We start from the raw sequence: 16,180 nt of genomic DNA on the forward strand, positions 1-16,180 counted from the left end.
ACGGTTTTTTTCTGTGAAAAAAATCATTTCAAATTTGTATGGGGAGGTTTTAATTTTGGAAAAAAAGGTCGTATTAGTAGATGGTAATAATATCGCGTACCGTGCTTTCTTTGCACTACCGCTTTTAAATAACGACAAAGGTATACATACGAACGCAATTTACGGTTTTACAATGATGTTAATGAGAATATTAGAGGAAGAAAAGCCAACTCATATGTTAGTGGCGTTTGATGCAGGCAAAACAACGTTCCGTCATAAAACGTATAGTGAGTATAAAGGAGGGCGTCAAAAGACTCCACCTGAATTATCAGAGCAATTCCCATTTATTCGTGAGATGCTGGATGCGTTCAATGTACCGCGTTATGAATTAGAAAATTATGAAGCGGATGACATCATGGGAACGTTAGCGAAAGAAGCGAGTGAGCAAGGGGCAAGTGTAAAAGTTATTTCAGGAGATAAAGATTTACTTCAACTTGTTTCTGATAACACGCTTGTATGTATTCCGCGAAAAGGGATTACAGAAGTGGATGAATATACGAAAGAAGCTTTATTTGAAAAATACAGCTTATCACCAAAGCAAATTATCGATATGAAAGGTTTAATGGGAGACCAGTCAGATAATATACCGGGTGTACCAGGAGTTGGTGAAAAAACGGCAATTAAATTGTTAACACAGTTTGGAACGGTTGAAGCGGTGTATGAAAATATAGATCAAGTAAGTGGGAAGAAATTAAAAGAAAAACTGGAAGAAAATAAAGAACAAGCTCTTATGAGTAAGGATCTTGCAACTATTATTACAGATGCGCCGATTACAGTTCATGTGGATGATATGGCGTATAAAGGATATGAAGCAAGTGATGTCATTCCAATGTTCGAGAGTTTAGGATTTACATCTCTTTTAAATAAATTAGGCGTTACGCCAGAAGAAACTGCTCCAGCTGAATTAGATGATATTACATTTGATATTGTGGAAGAAGTTACAGAAGAAATGCTTCAGCAAGATAGTGCGCTTATCGTTGAAGTACAAGAAGATAACTATCATAAAGCAGACATTCAAGGTTTCGGTATTCAAAATGAAAATGGATGTTACTTTATTCAGACAGACATTGCTCTTAAGTCAGATGCTTTTAAAGAGTGGCTTGCAGATGGAGAAATGAGAAAGCATACATTTGATGCGAAGCGTGCAATCGTTGCACTGAAATGGAATGGGATAGATATGCAAGGGATTGACTTTGATCTATTAATCGCTGCTTATTTACTTGATCCAGCTGATACGGATAAAGACTTCCGTACTGTAGCGAAAATGAAAGAAACGCATGCTGTGAAATCTGATGAAGAAGTTTACGGAAAAGGTGCGAAGCGTGCTGTTCCAAAGTTAGAGGTAGTAGCGGAGCATGTGGCTCGTAAAGTTCATGTATTATATGATGTAAAGCAAACATTCGTTGAAGAGTTAAAGAAGAATGAGCAATATGAACTGTTTACAGAGTTAGAATTGCCGCTTGCACGTGTATTAGCTGATATGGAAGTAAAGGGTGTAAAAGTTGATACAGAGCGTCTTCGTAATATGGGAGAAGAACTTGCGGGTAGATTAAAGGAAATGGAACAGGAAATTTATAAGCTTGCGGGAACAGAATTTAATATTAATTCACCGAAGCAGCTTGGTGTTATTCTGTTTGAGAACTTAAACTTGCCGGTTATTAAAAAGACGAAAACAGGTTATTCTACGTCAGCTGATGTACTAGATAAGCTTATGAATCACCATGAAATTATTCCAAATATTTTACATTATCGTCAATTAGGGAAACTAAATTCAACTTACATTGAAGGTTTACTGAAAGTTGTACATGAAGATTCATCTAAAATTCATACTCGCTTTAATCAAGTGTTAACGCAAACAGGTCGATTAAGTTCAACGGATCCGAACTTGCAAAATATCCCGATTCGATTAGAAGAAGGAAGAAAGATTCGTCAGGCATTTGTTCCGTCAGAAGAAGGATGGATTATGTATGCGGCTGATTATTCACAAATCGAACTGCGTGTATTAGCTCATATTGCAAATGATAAAGGGCTAGTTGAAGCATTCCAACATGATATGGATATTCATACGAAAACAGCTATGGATGTATTTGGCGTTGAAAAAGATGAAGTAACTTCAAATATGAGACGACAAGCGAAAGCTGTTAACTTCGGAATTGTATATGGTATTAGTGATTATGGTCTTTCACAAAACTTAGGAATTACAAGAAAAGCAGCAGCGGAATTTATTGAAAAGTATTTAGAAAGTTTCCCTGGTGTACAAGAATACATGGAGGACATCGTAAAAGATGCGAAACAAAAAGGATATGTGGCTACATTATTAAATCGTCGCCGTTATATTCCAGAAATTACGAGTCGTAATTTCAATTTACGTAGCTTCGCTGAGCGTACAGCGATGAATACACCAATTCAAGGTACTGCCGCAGATATTATTAAAAAAGCGATGATTATTATGGCGGATCGTTTAGAAGAAGAAGGATTACAAGCACGTCTTCTTCTGCAAGTACACGATGAATTGATATTTGAAGCGCCAAAAGAAGAAATTGAAAAATTAGAGAAGCTTGTACCTGAAGTAATGGAGCATGCAATTGAACTCGCAGTTCCGCTGAAAGTTGATTATTCTTACGGTCCAACTTGGTACGACGCAAAATAAGGAAGTGATGAAATGCCTGAATTACCAGAGGTTGAAAATGTCAGACGGACACTTGAAAATCTTGTAACAGGAAAAACGATTGAAGATGTTATTGTTACTTATCCAAAAATAGTGAAACGACCGGATGATGCAGAAATTTTTAAAGAAATGCTAAAAGGCGAGAAGATTGAAAATATAAAGCGAAGAGGTAAGTTTTTGCTTCTATATGTAACAAATTATGTTATTGTTTCACATTTGCGTATGGAAGGTAAGTTTTTACTACATCAAGAGGATGAGCCGATTGATAAACATACGCATGTCCGTTTCTTATTTACAGATGGAACGGAATTACATTATAAAGATGTGAGAAAATTTGGTACGATGCATCTCTTTAAGAAAGGTGAAGAAATGAACCAAATGCCTCTTGCTGACTTAGGTCCGGAGCCATTTGATGCGGAATTGACAACGCAGTATTTACAAGAAAGATTGCAAAAGACGAATCGTAAAATAAAAGTTGTGCTATTGGACCAGCGTCTTTTAGTAGGGCTTGGAAATATATATGTAGATGAAGTTTTATTCCGTTCTCAAATTCATCCTGAACGAGAAGCGTCGTCTTTAACAGTGGAAGAAATTGAGCGAATTTATGAGGCTACCGTTACAACGCTAAGCGAAGCGGTGAAGCGTGGCGGAAGTACAATTCGAACGTATATCAACTCACAAGGGCAAATTGGTTCGTTCCAAGAACTCCTAAATGTATACGGAAAAAAGGGAGAACCATGTGTAACTTGCGGTACGATATTAGAAAAAACAGTTGTTGGCGGACGAGGAACGCATTACTGCCCAATTTGTCAGCCTAGAATATAGAAAAGAGATAACATCGGATAGGCATTTGTCATATACATACAGCAGAGCTATGTATAAGGGAGGAGCTTACCGATGTACCTTTATTTATCTCTTATTTTATTAGCTTTTACATTAAGCTTGGATAGCTGTAGTGTAGGGCTAACATATGGTTTAAGAAGCGTAAGAATTCCACTAAGATCAATTATAATTATCGGAATGTGTTCAGCGGCTGTTATGCTTGTTTCAATGGGAATTGGACATATGATCGCGAAAGTATTTTCACCTGTTATCGCAACGCGTATCGGTGGGCTTGTTCTTATTGGAATAGGGATTTGGGTATTATATCAATTTTTTCGAAGTGAGAAAAAAGAAGAACCGAAGCAAGAGGAGAAGGTCTGGAAATTAGAGATTGCCTCGCTAGGGCTAGTGATTCAAATTTTAAGGAAACCGACTGTAGCAGATTTTGATAAATCAGGCACCATTTCTGCAGGAGAAGCATTGCTTCTTGGTATCGCTCTTTCTGTAGACTCATTTGGTGCCGGAATTGGTGCATCTTTATTAGGGTATGCACCCGCTATGATGGCGATATTAGTTGCAATTATGAGTTCTTTGTTTTTATTTATTGGAATGAAACTTGGAACGGTTTTATCGAATATGAAGTGGTTACAAAAATTTACATTCCTGCCTGGAGTATTACTCATTATTATTGGAATTTGGAAAATGTAACTATGGGCGTGGAACATTAGTTTCGCGCCTTTTATTATGAGGAGGATTATGATGACAGTAGTAATTGGATTAACAGGAGGCATTGCAAGCGGAAAAAGTACAGTATCTCAAATGTTTCGTGAACTGAGTATACCAGTAATTGATGCAGATATTATTGCACGAGAAGTTGTAGAGCGAGGAAAACCAGCATATAACAAAATAGTAGAAGTATTTGGAACGGAAGTGTTACAAGAAGATGGAGAACTAGATCGTCCAAAACTAGGAAGTGTCGTTTTCTATAATGAAGAAAAACGATTGCAGTTAAATAAAATTGTTCATCCTGCAGTACGTGAGGAAATGAATAGGCAAAAGGAAATGTACATAAAAGAAGGTATGCAAGCAGTTGTGTTAGATATTCCTCTCTTATTTGAAAGCAAATTAACAAGTCTCGTTGACCGCATTTTAGTTGTAGCGGTTAAGCCGCATACGCAATTAGAACGTTTAATGAAACGAAATAACTTTTCAGAAGAAGAAGCAACAGCTCGTATTCAATCTCAAATGCCGTTAGAAGAAAAAGTGAAAAATGCAGATGAAGTGATAAATAATGATGGCACAATTATGGGAACGAAAACACAATTGCAGGTAATTTTAAGGAAGTGGAACATTATTGACTAAAAAATTGTGAAATTAATGAAAATGCTTAGTGACATATCTCCTTTTTGTGTTATACTATTATTGGGATTGGAGATAAATAGTATAACGCATTCAAGGGGGATAACATATTATGACTCGTGTGGCAATTAATGGATTTGGACGTATTGGGAGAATGGTATTTCGTCAAGCAATAAAAGAAAGCGCATTCGAAATTGTAGCAATCAATGCAAGCTATCCATCTGAAACGTTAGCACACTTAATTAAATATGATACAGTTCATGGCAAGTTTGACGGAACAGTAGAAGCATTTGAAGATCACTTATTAGTTGATGGAAAAATGATTCGCCTTTTAAACAACCGCGATCCAAAGGAATTGCCTTGGACAGATTTAGGTGTTGAAGTTGTAATTGAAGCAACTGGTAAATTTAATTCAAAAGAAAAAGCAATTCTTCACGTTGAAGCTGGAGCGAAAAAAGTTATTTTAACAGCGCCTGGTAAAAATGAAGATGTAACAATTGTAGTTGGTGTGAACGAAGACCAATTAGATATTACAAAACATACTGTTATTTCAAATGCATCTTGTACAACAAACTGTTTAGCGCCTGTTGTGAAGGTGTTAGATGAGCAGTTTGGAATTGAAAACGGTTTAATGACGACAGTTCACGCTTATACAAATGACCAAAAAAATATTGATAACCCACATAAAGATTTAAGAAGAGCACGTGCTTGCGGACAATCAATCATTCCGACAACGACAGGTGCTGCGAAAGCGCTAGCAAAAGTTCTTCCACATTTAAACGGAAAACTTCATGGTATGGCACTTCGTGTACCAACACCAAACGTGTCTCTTGTTGACTTAGTAGTAGATGTAAAACGTGATGTGTCAGTTGAAGCTATTAACGATGCATTCAAAACTGTTGCAAACAGTGCGCTTAAAGGTATTGTAGAATTCAGCGAAGAGCCTTTAGTATCTATCGACTTTAATACAAATACACACTCAGCTATTATCGATGGTTTATCTACAATGGTAATGGGTGATCGTAAAGTGAAAGTACTTGCTTGGTATGATAACGAGTGGGGCTACTCTCGTCGTGTTGTAGATCTTGTAACGTTAGTTGTTGAAGAATTAGCGAAACAAGAAAATGTACAACATATTTAAGTGAATAAGGGGAGGGCAAGTGAATATTTGCCCTCTTCTTTTATTTTTTTCTAAAAAGGTAAAAATTATAGGAGTATATTTTCGAAAGTGGACATACCACGAAACGTTGTGATTACTGTATTTGTGAATCATTTATTTTTTTTAGGGAAAAGTAAAGAGGAAAATATGACAGAAAATCGAAAAAACTGTTGTTGCAAAATGAAAATAAACAAAGTATACTAACACTCGTAAACTTAAGAGCTGAGGTACGTAGTCACTACTTAAAGGGTTAGGACCTCTCTGGACTAACTTTCCCCCGTGGTAGTGGAGCAAGCCAAATTGCAAATTAGTTTTCAATTCGAACAGTTAGAATAAATTTACAAGGGGGAACTGTAGAATGGATACTATGGATACGATGGGTCGTCACGTGATTGCTGAACTTTGGGATTGCGATTTCGACAAACTGAATGACATGCCGTATATTGAACAATTATTTGTGGATGCAGCACTAAAAGCTGGTGCTGAAGTGCGTGAGGTTGCTTTCCATAAATTTGCACCACAAGGTGTAAGTGGAGTAGTAATTATCTCGGAATCACATTTAACAATTCATAGCTTTCCGGAGCACGGTTACGCAAGTATTGATGTTTATACTTGTGGGGATCGTATTGATCCAAATGTTGCTGCAGAATATATTGCAGAAGGTTTAAACGCGAAAACGCGTGAGAGCATCGAGCTTCCTCGAGGCACTGGTAGCTTCGAAATTAAGCAGAGAGAAACAAAAGCTCTTTAAAAAAGAACATAATTGATTTAAAATGTAAAGAGGTGTATAATGCACCTCTTTTTTAGTTTATAAAAAAGGAAAAATATAACGTACTCGTTAGTTGAATAAATTGGATTCTTGCAAATGAGGTAGTGCTCTATATACCATCTTATTTTTAAGGATGAGATGATAAAGTGATGCGCTGAAACTTAAAGTGGTAAGAGAGTTAGAATGAGTTATATAATATTGTATATATATTTTAGGTGAAGTGAGTAGAGAAAAATAAAGAGTATAGTGTAAAGGAGTGAATGTATTGCGTTGTCCATCCTGTTCTCATAATGGTACAAGAGTGTTAGATTCGCGTCCGGTAGACGAGGGGCGCTCTATTCGAAGAAGGAGAGAGTGTGAAAGCTGCTTAAGTCGCTTTACGACCTTTGAAAGGGTAGAAGAGTCACCTCTTATCGTTGTAAAAAAAGAAGGCACACGAGAAGAGTTTAATAAAGAAAAGATTCTACGTGGTTTAATTAAAGCGTGTGAAAAAAGACCAGTATCTTTAAGACAATTAGAAGAAGTAACACAAAGCGTGGAACGTGAACTGCGTAATTTAGGTATATCAGAAGTGAAAAGTGATATGATTGGTGAAATTGTCATGGAAGAACTTCGCGATATTGATGATGTTGCTTACGTACGTTTTGCTTCTGTATATCGTCAATTTAAAGATTTAAATGTATTTATTGAAGAATTAAAAGATATACTGCAAAAAGAAAGAGAGTAGAAGTTGTATTTTATTCTCTTTACATACCGTAAGTAATAGGATAAGAGAGCTAGAAGCGCAAGCTAATAGCTCTTTTTCACTAAGAATTTATATAATAAAGATAGAACGTATGAAGTAGAGGATAGATTGGATGAGAGAAAGGAAAAGCAAGAATGGAAAAACAGTCATGGATGGAGCTATTGCCGATTGATCGTTATAAAGTAAGTGCGAAAGGGCTACTGCACAATTACGACCGAAAAGTGTTAACGATGTTGTATCAGCCGTTAATAGGTAGTAGAGCTTTTAGCTTATACATGACACTATGGGGAGAGCTAGAGCAAGATCGTGTATTTGGAAAAGAGAATACGCATCATTCCCTTATGGTGACTATGCAAATGCAACTTCCTGAAATATATGAGGAACGAGTAAAGTTAGAGGCAATTGGGCTATTGAAGGTGTATATTAAGAAAGAAAAAGATATTCGAATGTTCATATATGAGTTGCAACCACCTTTATCTCCGAAGCAGTTTTTTGATGATATTGTTTTAAGTATCTTTTTATACAATCGATTGAGCCGGACAAAATATAATCAAGTAAAGCAATATTTCTTAGAAGAAGAATTTGATTTTGCTTCTTATGAAAATGTTACGCGTTCTTTCAATGATGTGTTTGGTTCGTTTAATCCAGGACAGCTGGAGCATGCGCAAGAAGACCTTCGTATTCCAAAAACGACAACTATGCCAAGTAACGAGAAGGGAGACGCTCCGAAAGTTTGGAATGATTTCTTTGATTTCTCTTTATTTGTAGATGGATTGTCCGCTCTTGTTCCTAAAAAGGCGATTACAGATCAAGTGAGAGACTGCGTTATAACACTTGCTTACGTGTATGGTGTAGATGTGTTATCGATGCAAAATATCGTTCTTGGTGCAGTGACAGAGATGCAAACAATTGATACGGAAAGGCTTAGAAAAGGAGCGCGCGATTGGTATCAATTTGAAAATGGTCAAGCATTACCGGTATTAAGTGAAAGAGTACAGCCTCATGCTGCACGTACGATGAAAGAGAAAGAGCCTTCATCGCAAGAGGAGATGTTAATAAAGCAGCTAGAGGAAATCTCGCCAAAACAACTATTGAAAGAGATTTCTGGTGGTGCAGAGGCAACGAAAGCGGACTTGCAGATTGTTGAAGATGTCATGATTAATCAAAAATTGACACCAGGAGTTGTGAATGTACTTATTTATTACGTTATGCTACGCTCAGATATGAAACTTGCGAAAACGTATGTCGAGAAGATTGCTGGGCATTGGGCACGTAAAAAGGTCGGTACAGTAGCGGACGCGATGGCGTTAGCGAAAGAAGAGAACCGTCAATATCAAGAGTGGGCTGAGACGAAGAAAAAAGGCCGTACGGCGAAGAAAACGGTGCGGAAAGAAATGGTGCCAGATTGGCTTAAGGAAGAAGAGCCGAAAGAACAAGAGAAAGAAACAGAGAAGAAAGATATAAATGTAGAAAAAGATGCAAGTACGCTAGAAGATGAAAGAAAACGACTAGAAGAAGTGTTAAAAAAATATAAGCGTGATTAATAGAAGAGAATGAACGCTCTTTGAGGTGAGAAAATGGAGCATATTCAAAATTCATTTGCAAAATTAATGGAAAATGAAAACTTTAAAAATAGATATGAAGTACTAAAGGCAGAAGTAATGGCGCATCCGCGTGTGAAAGAATTTATAGACGAACATAAGGGTGAAGTAACGACTTCTATGATTGAGCGCAGTCTTGTGAAGTTATATGAATATATTGGACAAAGTGTAGGTTGCGTGGATTGTCCGGATTTAGGTTCATGTAAAAATATGCTACAAGGTTATGAGCCAAAGCTTGTTATTCAAGGGAAGATGATTGATATTCAATACGATCGCTGCGTTAGAAAAGTAGCGCATGACGAGAGAAAGAAATATGAAAAACTCGTTCAAAGTGTATATATGCCAACGGATATTTTGCAGGCAACTATGGAAAACTTAGACCCTTCTGATTTAAATGCACGTATCGATGCAATTGGTGCAGCGAATGAATTTTTAAGTACATATGAACCAGGTAAAAAAGCACAAGGTTTATATTTGTACGGTAAATTTGGTGTAGGAAAAACGTACCTTTTAGGAGCAATAGCGAACGAGCTTGCTCGAAAGAAAATAAGTTCGATGCTCGTATACTTCCCGGAATTTTTACGTGAAATTAAAAGTTCAATTCAAGATAATTCGATTGGTGAAAAGATTGATGCGGTTAAACGCGTACAAGTTTTAATGTTAGACGATATCGGGGCAGAAGCGATGTCAAGCTTTGTGCGTGACGATGTGCTTGGTGCAATCTTGCAATTCCGTATGTTAGAAAACTTACCGACGTTCTTTACGTCTAATTTTGATTTTAAACAACTGGAACACCATTTAACGTATACGCAGCGTGGTGAGGCTGAAGAAATGAAGGCAGCACGTATTATGGAGCGAATTAAATATTTAGCGAAACCAATTCCAATTGGTGGGAAAAACCGTCGTCATAAGTAAAAGAGCAAGCTGAGAAGCTTGCTCTTTTGTATTATAGTGATATTTTCTTTTCAAATATGAGGTCGAAATATTCAGGTTGTCCAGAACTGCCAATCGTAGGGGCAACAATCTGTACGAACCTCCAGCCATCTCTAGCATGTTCTTGAATAATTTCTTGGTAGTCTTCAGCTGGTTTTGAGCGAGTGAACCCCCAATGTAATTCGACTTTTACGAATTTATATTCAAACATTCAGATACCCCCTTTTATTGATAAGTAAAGTATACAATAAAAATTCATAGTAGCTTGTATCATTTTTTTCTCCCTCCCTTAATATATATAAAATTAGCAAGCCATATTGAGTGGATTTTCTAACGATAGGAAATGTGATTCTACTAAGAGTGAAATTCACGCGGGACGGACTCTTATAGGATTTGTAACGTATAGATACAGTCCTTTAGAGCGGGGATAAAAGGGGGGACAAAAGTGATTGAAATTTGCTTCGAAGAAAAAAATGATGCTATGCACGTATATAGACAATTGCTGAAAAGAGCGGAAGTGTTATATAAGGAAACGAGTGTGTATTTACAGGAACAAAAAGTGGTGATTCACATACCAGTACGTGAATCGAATTATATTGAAAAAATCTTATTGCCAGTAATGGTGTATTTCATTGTGAATGTGAAACAAAATGAGTGGATTTATACGATTTTAAAAGAAAAGTTTTTTTATGAAGAACAAGAAGAGTGTCATCAAATATTGCACATGGCACATGAGATTTTAAAGGGAAGAAGAAAAGGTGTAGCTCAGGATTTAACGCGTAACGCATTTGAGTCATATATTAAGTCTTCTTTAAATAATTGGCTTTGTGATCCGCTCTCATTCTCGTTTTCATCATATATCCGTTTTCGTCTTCGTACATATAGGGAAATGGTGGCTAAACTTGCGGAAGTGGCAATTGATGAATATAAGATGGAGCAAGAATACCAAATGTTCATTGAGACGCTTCGGCAACAAGTAAGTAGCCGTAAATCACGTTTGTCTTGCGTGCATCTTATTTTTGATGAAAGCTTTATCTTTTATGATGATAAAGGTAGACGTTTAAAACAGGAGAAGTTGGTCCAATATATAGATGAGGAATTATTAAAGCAAAATGATGTATATATTGATACGAAAGTAATTGCGCCGCTTCTTTCTATTTCGCCTAAAAAGATTTATTTATATACGAAAGAACAAGACCATAATATGATTATTACTTTGCGAAATGTGTTCCAAGAACGGGTCCAATTACATGGATTACATGATTTTGAGCGCAATGTGAAAAATTTAAAAAATAAAGGTAACGCCCTTGATTTTCTAAGTTTTTGAGCATATAATTACCTACATAAATGAAATATATTGAAATGTCATGATGAGGACATGAGTAGTTTTCTACGATTTTCAGAGAGGGAAGCCTTAGGGTGTGAGCTTCCTAGTACGGGATTATTACTTACCACCTCTAAACTTTAGCAGTGAACGGTTTTTCTAGTAATTGCTAACGGACAACACCGTTATGTTGAACTTGAGCAATTAACAATTATGTTAATTGGAACAAGGGTGGAACCACGAATTCAACACTCGTCCCTTTTTACGGGATGGGTGTTTTTTATTTTGAGAAAAAGAGGAGTGACCAGTGATGGCAGATGTAGTTAAAATTACTTTCCCTGATGGAGCTGTGAAGGAGTTTCCAAAAGGCGTAACAACTGAAGAAATCGCAGCTTCTATTAGCCCAGGCTTAAAGAAAAAAGCTGTAGCTGGAAAATTAAACGATGAGATGATCGATCTTGTTACACCAATCGAAGAAGATGGTGCAGTTTCTATCATTACATTAGATTCTGAAGATGGCCTATATATTTTACGCCATTCAACAGCCCACCTTTTAGCACAAGCGTTAAAACGTTTATATAAAGATGTTAAGGTTGAGCTTGGCATTGGTCCAGTAATTGAAAATGGCTTCTACTACGATATTGATATGGAAGAAGCAATTACAGTTGAAGACTTCAAGAAAATCGAAAAAGAAATGCAAAAAATCGTGAACGAGAACTTAGAAATCGTTCGTCATGAAGTACCACGTGCAGAAGCAATTCGTCGCTTTGAAGAAATCGGCGATGAGTTAAAATTAGATTTAATTAACGATCTTCCAGAAGATGCAGTTATTTCAATCTATGAGCAAGGCGAATTTTTCGACCTTTGTCGTGGTGTTCACCTTCCATCTACAGGGAAAATTAAAGTGTTTAAATTATTAAGCGTTGCAGGTGCTTACTGGCGCGGCGATAGCAATAATAAAATGCTACAACGTATTTACGGTACTGCATTCGTTAAGAAAGCAGAATTAGATGAGCACTTACGTATGCTTGAAGAAGCGAAAGAGCGCGATCACCGTAAATTAGGTAAAGAATTAAAACTATTTACTAATAGCCAAAAAGTAGGACAAGGTTTACCACTTTGGTTACCAAAAGGTGCAACAATCCGCCGCATTATCGAGCGTTACATCGTTGATAAAGAAGCAAGCTTAGGCTATGATCACGTATATACTCCAGTACTAGGGAGCAGAGAGCTTTATGAAACTTCTGGTCACTGGAACCACTACCGTGATGGCATGTTCCCATCAATGGAAATGGATAACGAAGAATTAGTTCTTCGTCCAATGAACTGTCCTCATCATATGATGGTTTATAAAAATGATATTCACAGCTACCGTGAATTACCAATCCGTATTGCAGAACTTGGAACAATGCACCGTTATGAAATGTCAGGTGCGTTATCTGGATTACAACGTGTACGCGGAATGACTTTAAACGATGCGCACATTTTCGTTCGTCCAGATCAAATTAAAGAAGAGTTAAAACGTGTTGTAAACTTAACTCTAGAAGTGTACAAAGATTTCGGTTTAGAGAACTACTCATTCCGTCTATCTTACCGCGACCCAGCAGATACTAAAAAGTATTATGCGGATGATGAGATGTGGGAAAAAGCACAAGGTATGTTAAAAGAAGCTATGGATGAAATGGGTCTTGATTACTATGAAGCTGAAGGTGAAGCGGCATTCTACGGTCCAAAACTTGATGTTCAAGTTCGTACTGCTCTTGGAAAAGACGAAACACTTTCAACTGTACAATTAGACTTCTTACTTCCAGAACGCTTTGAATTATCATACGTTGGTGAAGACGGTAAACAACATCGTCCAGTTGTAATTCACCGTGGTGTTGTATCAACTATGGAACGTTTTGTAGCCTTCTTAATTGAAGAATACAAAGGTGCATTCCCAACATGGTTAGCTCCAGTTCAAGTACAAGTAATTCCAGTTTCTCCGCAAGTACATTTAGACTATGCGAAAAAAGTACAAGACGAATTGCGTCGTGCTGGTATCCGTGTTGAATTAGACACTCGTGAAGAGAAGATAGGTTACAAAATCCGTGAAGCACAAATGCAAAAAATTCCGTACATGCTTGTAGTAGGTGACAATGAAGTAACTGAAAACGGCGTAAACGTACGTAAATATGGTGAACAAAAATCAGAAACAATCGCATTAGATGCTTTTGTTGACATGATTAAAGTAGAAGGAAAACGATAAGAAAAAGCCGCGGTATACCGCGGCTTTTTTATGTAATATACTCGAGAGAAATTAGAAAAAATAACCATGTGACACTTATCATAAAAAAGTATTGCAAGTATGTTAGTTGTTTGTTACAATATTTCTTGTTGTTAGTAAAACACATCGCGTCTTCTTGACAGACGTCATGTCCTATGATAAACTCATCAAGGATAATAGAATATTGTTTTGTGGAACAAGTAGAAGCACCCGCTTCTCACCTGATGGACGCATTCGCAGTTAACAGGTAAATGTATTTCTTACTTAAGATTTTACAAGTGTGGGTGTCGTATGCCCGCACTTTTTTTGTTCGGGTTCTATGACTACAAAATATGTTCTGAGAAAACCTTGGAGGTGGCTTACTATTAGCAAGGATATGATGATTAACGAGCAAATTCGTGCACGTGAAGTACGTTTAGTTGGCGCAAATGGCGATCAACTTGGAATCAAGTCTCGTAATGACGCTTTAGACTTAGCTGCAAATCTTAATCTTGATTTAGTATTAGTTGCTCCAAATGCGAAACCGCCAGTATGCCGCATTATGGACTACGGTAAATTCCGCTTTGAGCAACAGAAGAAAGAAAAAGAGCAGCGCAAAAATCAAAAAGTAATTAGCATGAAAGAAGTTCGTTTAAGTCCAACAATTGATGAACACGACTTTAACACAAAACTTCGTAATGCTATCAAGTTTTTAGAGAAAGGCGACAAGGTTAAAGCGTCAATTCGCTTTAAAGGACGTGCCATTACTCATAAAGAAATCGGTCAACGTGTTTTAGATCGCTTCTCAGAAGCTTGTGCTGAAGTTAGTACAGTTGAATCTAAGCCTAAAATGGAAGGACGCAGTATGTTCTTAGTTTTAGCACCGAAAAACGATAAGTAATAGATAGAGGAGGAAATACCTATGCCTAAACAAAAAACTCATCGCGGCGCTGCAAAGCGTTTCAAAAAGACTGGATCAGGTAAACTGAAACGTTCTCACGCTTACACAAGCCATTTATTCGCTAACAAATCTACAAAAGCTAAACGTAAACTACGTAAAGCTGGTGTAGTAAGCGCTGGTGACTTCAAACGCATTCGTCAAATGCTTGACAACTTAAAATAAGTTCGGCTGATATATAGAACAATTAGGAGGTAATATTATGCCAAGAGTAAAAGGTGGTACAGTTACTCGTCAACGTCGTAAAAAAGTAATTAAATTAGCAAAAGGTTACTACGGTTCAAAAAATACATTATTCAAGGTTGCTAACCAACAGGTTATGAAATCTCTAATGTATGCATTCCGTGACCGCCGTCAAAAGAAACGTGACTTCCGTAAATTATGGATTACACGTATCAACGCAGCAGCTCGTATGAATGGTCTTTCTTACAGCCGCTTAATGCACGGTCTTAAAAATGCTGGCATCGAAGTTAACCGCAAGATGCTTGCTGACTTAGCTGTTCATGACGAAAAAGCTTTCGCTGAATTAGCAACAGTTGCAAAAAACAACATTAACTAATTAATTAGTTGAAACCTTAGAAGAATTTTCTTCTAAGGTTTTTTTATTTGTATTCAAATAGAAGTTAGAAGTGAAAGAAATTCTAAAGATTAACGACTATGTCGTTATCAATATGACAAAATCAATATAAAAGTTATAGCAGTATAGAAGAATATACATATGAAGTCAGGAGAATACTCCTGGCTTTTTTCAATTCTGCTCGTTTGGAAAGAAGAGTATCTTTCCTAGCCGAAACGACACTGCTATAATGGAAAGATGATATGGAACTTTCATCAGATGAACAATTTAAGAGCGATGACTGAAACGTATTTGTAAATTAAGGACAAGCTATTTTATAAAGAGTTAGATAGCTGACTTATTCATAAGAACTGAAACATAATAATGAACTTTGAGATGAAACAACATTGTTGCGTAAAATGCGATGTTGGAGGAGGACAATAGAATGGACTTACTACAACTATTTAAATTACAAAAAGAATTAGATGACCGTATTGCAAAAGAACATGACTTACAACCGAAAAAATTGTTAAAAGAAAAAATGTTAGCTCTTCTTGTAGAAATTGGAGAACTTGCAAATGAAACACGTTGTTTTAAATATTGGAGCAACAAACCAGCATCGGAACGTGAAGTAATATTAGAAGAATACGTAGATGGTTTGCATTTTATTTTATCAATCGGAATTGATTTAGGTATTGATAAAAACTTCCTATTCTATAAATGTGCACAAACGAATAAAACACAAGTGGAAATTTTCTTAGACACATATGCGAAAGTAATTCGTTTTACAGATCAACCATCTATTACAAACTATATTGAATTATTTACGAGCTATCTTCGACTTGGACAAGCACTTGAATTTGAGCAAGAAGAGATTGAAAAAGCATATTTAGATAAAAATGAAGTAAATCATCAGCGTCAAACACAAGGATACTAATTTAATTTTTGAATATTTCAATTTAATTATTGTATAATGAATTGACTGAAGAAAAAGGAGGGTGT

At 36.5% G+C, this 16,180-nt stretch carries 16 protein-coding genes and 2 other annotated features; of the genes, 15 read left to right on the top strand and 1 reads right to left on the bottom strand.

Translation table 11 applies throughout. The annotated features are described in order from the left end of the window. The first annotated feature begins 55 nt into the window (after positions 1 to 55). The 9 genes from polA (at position 56) to dnaI (ending at position 10,077) form a co-directional block, all read left to right on the top strand. On the top strand, positions 56 to 2,689 hold the full coding sequence (gene polA, locus ACTFR8_RS09825) for a DNA polymerase I (protein WP_000412803.1): 2,634 nt from the start codon (positions 56 to 58) through the stop codon (positions 2,687 to 2,689). 12 nt (positions 2,690 to 2,701) lie between these two features. After that, entirely contained in the window at positions 2,702 to 3,532 is an 831-nt protein-coding gene (mutM, locus tag ACTFR8_RS09830) for a DNA-formamidopyrimidine glycosylase (protein WP_001114477.1), read from the top strand. 72 nt (positions 3,533 to 3,604) lie between these two features. Next, positions 3,605 to 4,237 (top strand): sporulation membrane protein YtaF, encoded by a 633-nt coding sequence (ytaF, locus tag ACTFR8_RS09835; protein ID WP_000281743.1) that lies wholly within the window; start codon positions 3,605 to 3,607, stop codon positions 4,235 to 4,237. A gap of 51 nt (positions 4,238 to 4,288) precedes the next feature. Continuing rightward, positions 4,289 to 4,891 (top strand): dephospho-CoA kinase, encoded by a 603-nt coding sequence (gene coaE, locus ACTFR8_RS09840; protein ID WP_000219316.1) that lies wholly within the window; start codon positions 4,289 to 4,291, stop codon positions 4,889 to 4,891. A 109-nt stretch (positions 4,892 to 5,000) separates the two neighbouring features. Next, entirely contained in the window at positions 5,001 to 6,029 is a 1,029-nt protein-coding gene (locus ACTFR8_RS09845; protein ID WP_000198969.1) for a glyceraldehyde-3-phosphate dehydrogenase, read from the top strand. A gap of 385 nt (positions 6,030 to 6,414) precedes the next feature. Beyond that, a complete protein-coding gene (gene speD, locus ACTFR8_RS09850) occupies positions 6,415 to 6,798 on the top strand; it encodes an adenosylmethionine decarboxylase (protein ID WP_098413228.1) in 384 nt (127 codons plus the stop codon). A 283-nt stretch (positions 6,799 to 7,081) separates the two neighbouring features. Next, the gene (gene nrdR / locus ACTFR8_RS09855) at positions 7,082 to 7,543 is read left to right on the top strand and encodes a transcriptional regulator NrdR (RefSeq protein ID WP_001203687.1); all 462 of its coding nucleotides are present in this window, start codon (positions 7,082 to 7,084) and stop codon (positions 7,541 to 7,543) included. 152 nt (positions 7,544 to 7,695) lie between these two features. Continuing rightward, on the top strand, positions 7,696 to 9,105 hold the full coding sequence (locus tag ACTFR8_RS09860; protein ID WP_000415028.1) for a replication initiation and membrane attachment family protein: 1,410 nt from the start codon (positions 7,696 to 7,698) through the stop codon (positions 9,103 to 9,105). A gap of 33 nt (positions 9,106 to 9,138) precedes the next feature. Beyond that, complete coding sequence (gene dnaI, locus ACTFR8_RS09865) at positions 9,139 to 10,077, top strand: primosomal protein DnaI (RefSeq protein WP_000400104.1); 939 nt, start codon at positions 9,139 to 9,141, stop codon at positions 10,075 to 10,077. A 31-nt stretch (positions 10,078 to 10,108) separates the two neighbouring features. Here the strand turns inward: dnaI and ACTFR8_RS09870 are convergent, their stop codons facing one another. Continuing rightward, a complete protein-coding gene (locus ACTFR8_RS09870; protein ID WP_000464457.1) occupies positions 10,109 to 10,306 on the bottom strand; it encodes a DUF4177 domain-containing protein in 198 nt (65 codons plus the stop codon). Positions 10,307 to 10,540: 234 nt separating this feature from the next. Here ACTFR8_RS09870 and ytxC point away from each other — a divergent pair, with 234 nt between their 5' ends. The 6 genes from ytxC to ACTFR8_RS09900 all read left to right on the top strand — a co-directional run bounded on the left by ytxC (position 10,541) and on the right by ACTFR8_RS09900 (position 16,115). Continuing rightward, entirely contained in the window at positions 10,541 to 11,422 is an 882-nt protein-coding gene (gene ytxC, locus ACTFR8_RS09875) for a putative sporulation protein YtxC (protein WP_000569629.1), read from the top strand. 31 nt (positions 11,423 to 11,453) lie between these two features. Further along, positions 11,454 to 11,682: a binding site (T-box leader), on the top strand. 47 nt (positions 11,683 to 11,729) lie between these two features. After that, entirely contained in the window at positions 11,730 to 13,667 is a 1,938-nt protein-coding gene (thrS, locus tag ACTFR8_RS09880; RefSeq protein WP_000786083.1) for a threonine--tRNA ligase, read from the top strand. A gap of 210 nt (positions 13,668 to 13,877) precedes the next feature. Beyond that, positions 13,878 to 13,998: a sequence feature (ribosomal protein L20 leader region), on the top strand. A 63-nt stretch (positions 13,999 to 14,061) separates the two neighbouring features. Next, a complete protein-coding gene (gene infC, locus ACTFR8_RS09885; protein ID WP_000973215.1) occupies positions 14,062 to 14,565 on the top strand; it encodes a translation initiation factor IF-3 in 504 nt (167 codons plus the stop codon). A 21-nt stretch (positions 14,566 to 14,586) separates the two neighbouring features. Further along, a complete protein-coding gene (rpmI, locus tag ACTFR8_RS09890) occupies positions 14,587 to 14,787 on the top strand; it encodes a 50S ribosomal protein L35 (protein WP_001125945.1) in 201 nt (66 codons plus the stop codon). A gap of 37 nt (positions 14,788 to 14,824) precedes the next feature. Continuing rightward, a complete protein-coding gene (gene rplT / locus ACTFR8_RS09895) occupies positions 14,825 to 15,181 on the top strand; it encodes a 50S ribosomal protein L20 (RefSeq protein WP_001138362.1) in 357 nt (118 codons plus the stop codon). Positions 15,182 to 15,623: 442 nt separating this feature from the next. Continuing rightward, complete coding sequence (locus tag ACTFR8_RS09900; RefSeq protein WP_000365050.1) at positions 15,624 to 16,115, top strand: dUTP diphosphatase; 492 nt, start codon at positions 15,624 to 15,626, stop codon at positions 16,113 to 16,115. Positions 16,116 to 16,180 lie beyond the last annotated feature (65 nt).

Source organism: Bacillus cereus group sp. MYBK15-3, from assembly GCF_051916765.1.
GTDB classification, from domain to species: domain Bacteria; phylum Bacillota; class Bacilli; order Bacillales; family Bacillaceae_G; genus Bacillus_A; species Bacillus_A cereus.

What these genes read in the sequence shown, in the direction of transcription:
- mutM (WP_001114477.1), top strand. Translation starts at nt 2,702, where the DNA reads ATGCCTGAATTACCAGAGGTTGAAAATGTCAGACGGACACTTGAAAAT.
- ytaF (WP_000281743.1), top strand. Translation starts at nt 3,605, where the DNA reads ATGTACCTTTATTTATCTCTTATTTTATTAGCTTTTACATTAAGCTTG.
- coaE (WP_000219316.1), top strand. Translation starts at nt 4,289, where the DNA reads ATGACAGTAGTAATTGGATTAACAGGAGGCATTGCAAGCGGAAAAAGT.
- ACTFR8_RS09845 (WP_000198969.1), top strand. Translation starts at nt 5,001, where the DNA reads ATGACTCGTGTGGCAATTAATGGATTTGGACGTATTGGGAGAATGGTA.
- speD (WP_098413228.1), top strand. Translation starts at nt 6,415, where the DNA reads ATGGATACGATGGGTCGTCACGTGATTGCTGAACTTTGGGATTGCGAT.
- ACTFR8_RS09860 (WP_000415028.1), top strand. Translation starts at nt 7,696, where the DNA reads ATGGAAAAACAGTCATGGATGGAGCTATTGCCGATTGATCGTTATAAA.
- dnaI (WP_000400104.1), top strand. Translation starts at nt 9,139, where the DNA reads ATGGAGCATATTCAAAATTCATTTGCAAAATTAATGGAAAATGAAAAC.
- ACTFR8_RS09870 (WP_000464457.1), bottom strand. Translation starts at nt 10,306, where the DNA reads ATGTTTGAATATAAATTCGTAAAAGTCGAATTACATTGGGGGTTCACT.
- thrS (WP_000786083.1), top strand. Translation starts at nt 11,730, where the DNA reads ATGGCAGATGTAGTTAAAATTACTTTCCCTGATGGAGCTGTGAAGGAG.
- infC (WP_000973215.1), top strand. Translation starts at nt 14,062, where the DNA reads ATGATGATTAACGAGCAAATTCGTGCACGTGAAGTACGTTTAGTTGGC.
- rpmI (WP_001125945.1), top strand. Translation starts at nt 14,587, where the DNA reads ATGCCTAAACAAAAAACTCATCGCGGCGCTGCAAAGCGTTTCAAAAAG.
- rplT (WP_001138362.1), top strand. Translation starts at nt 14,825, where the DNA reads ATGCCAAGAGTAAAAGGTGGTACAGTTACTCGTCAACGTCGTAAAAAA.
- ACTFR8_RS09900 (WP_000365050.1), top strand. Translation starts at nt 15,624, where the DNA reads ATGGACTTACTACAACTATTTAAATTACAAAAAGAATTAGATGACCGT.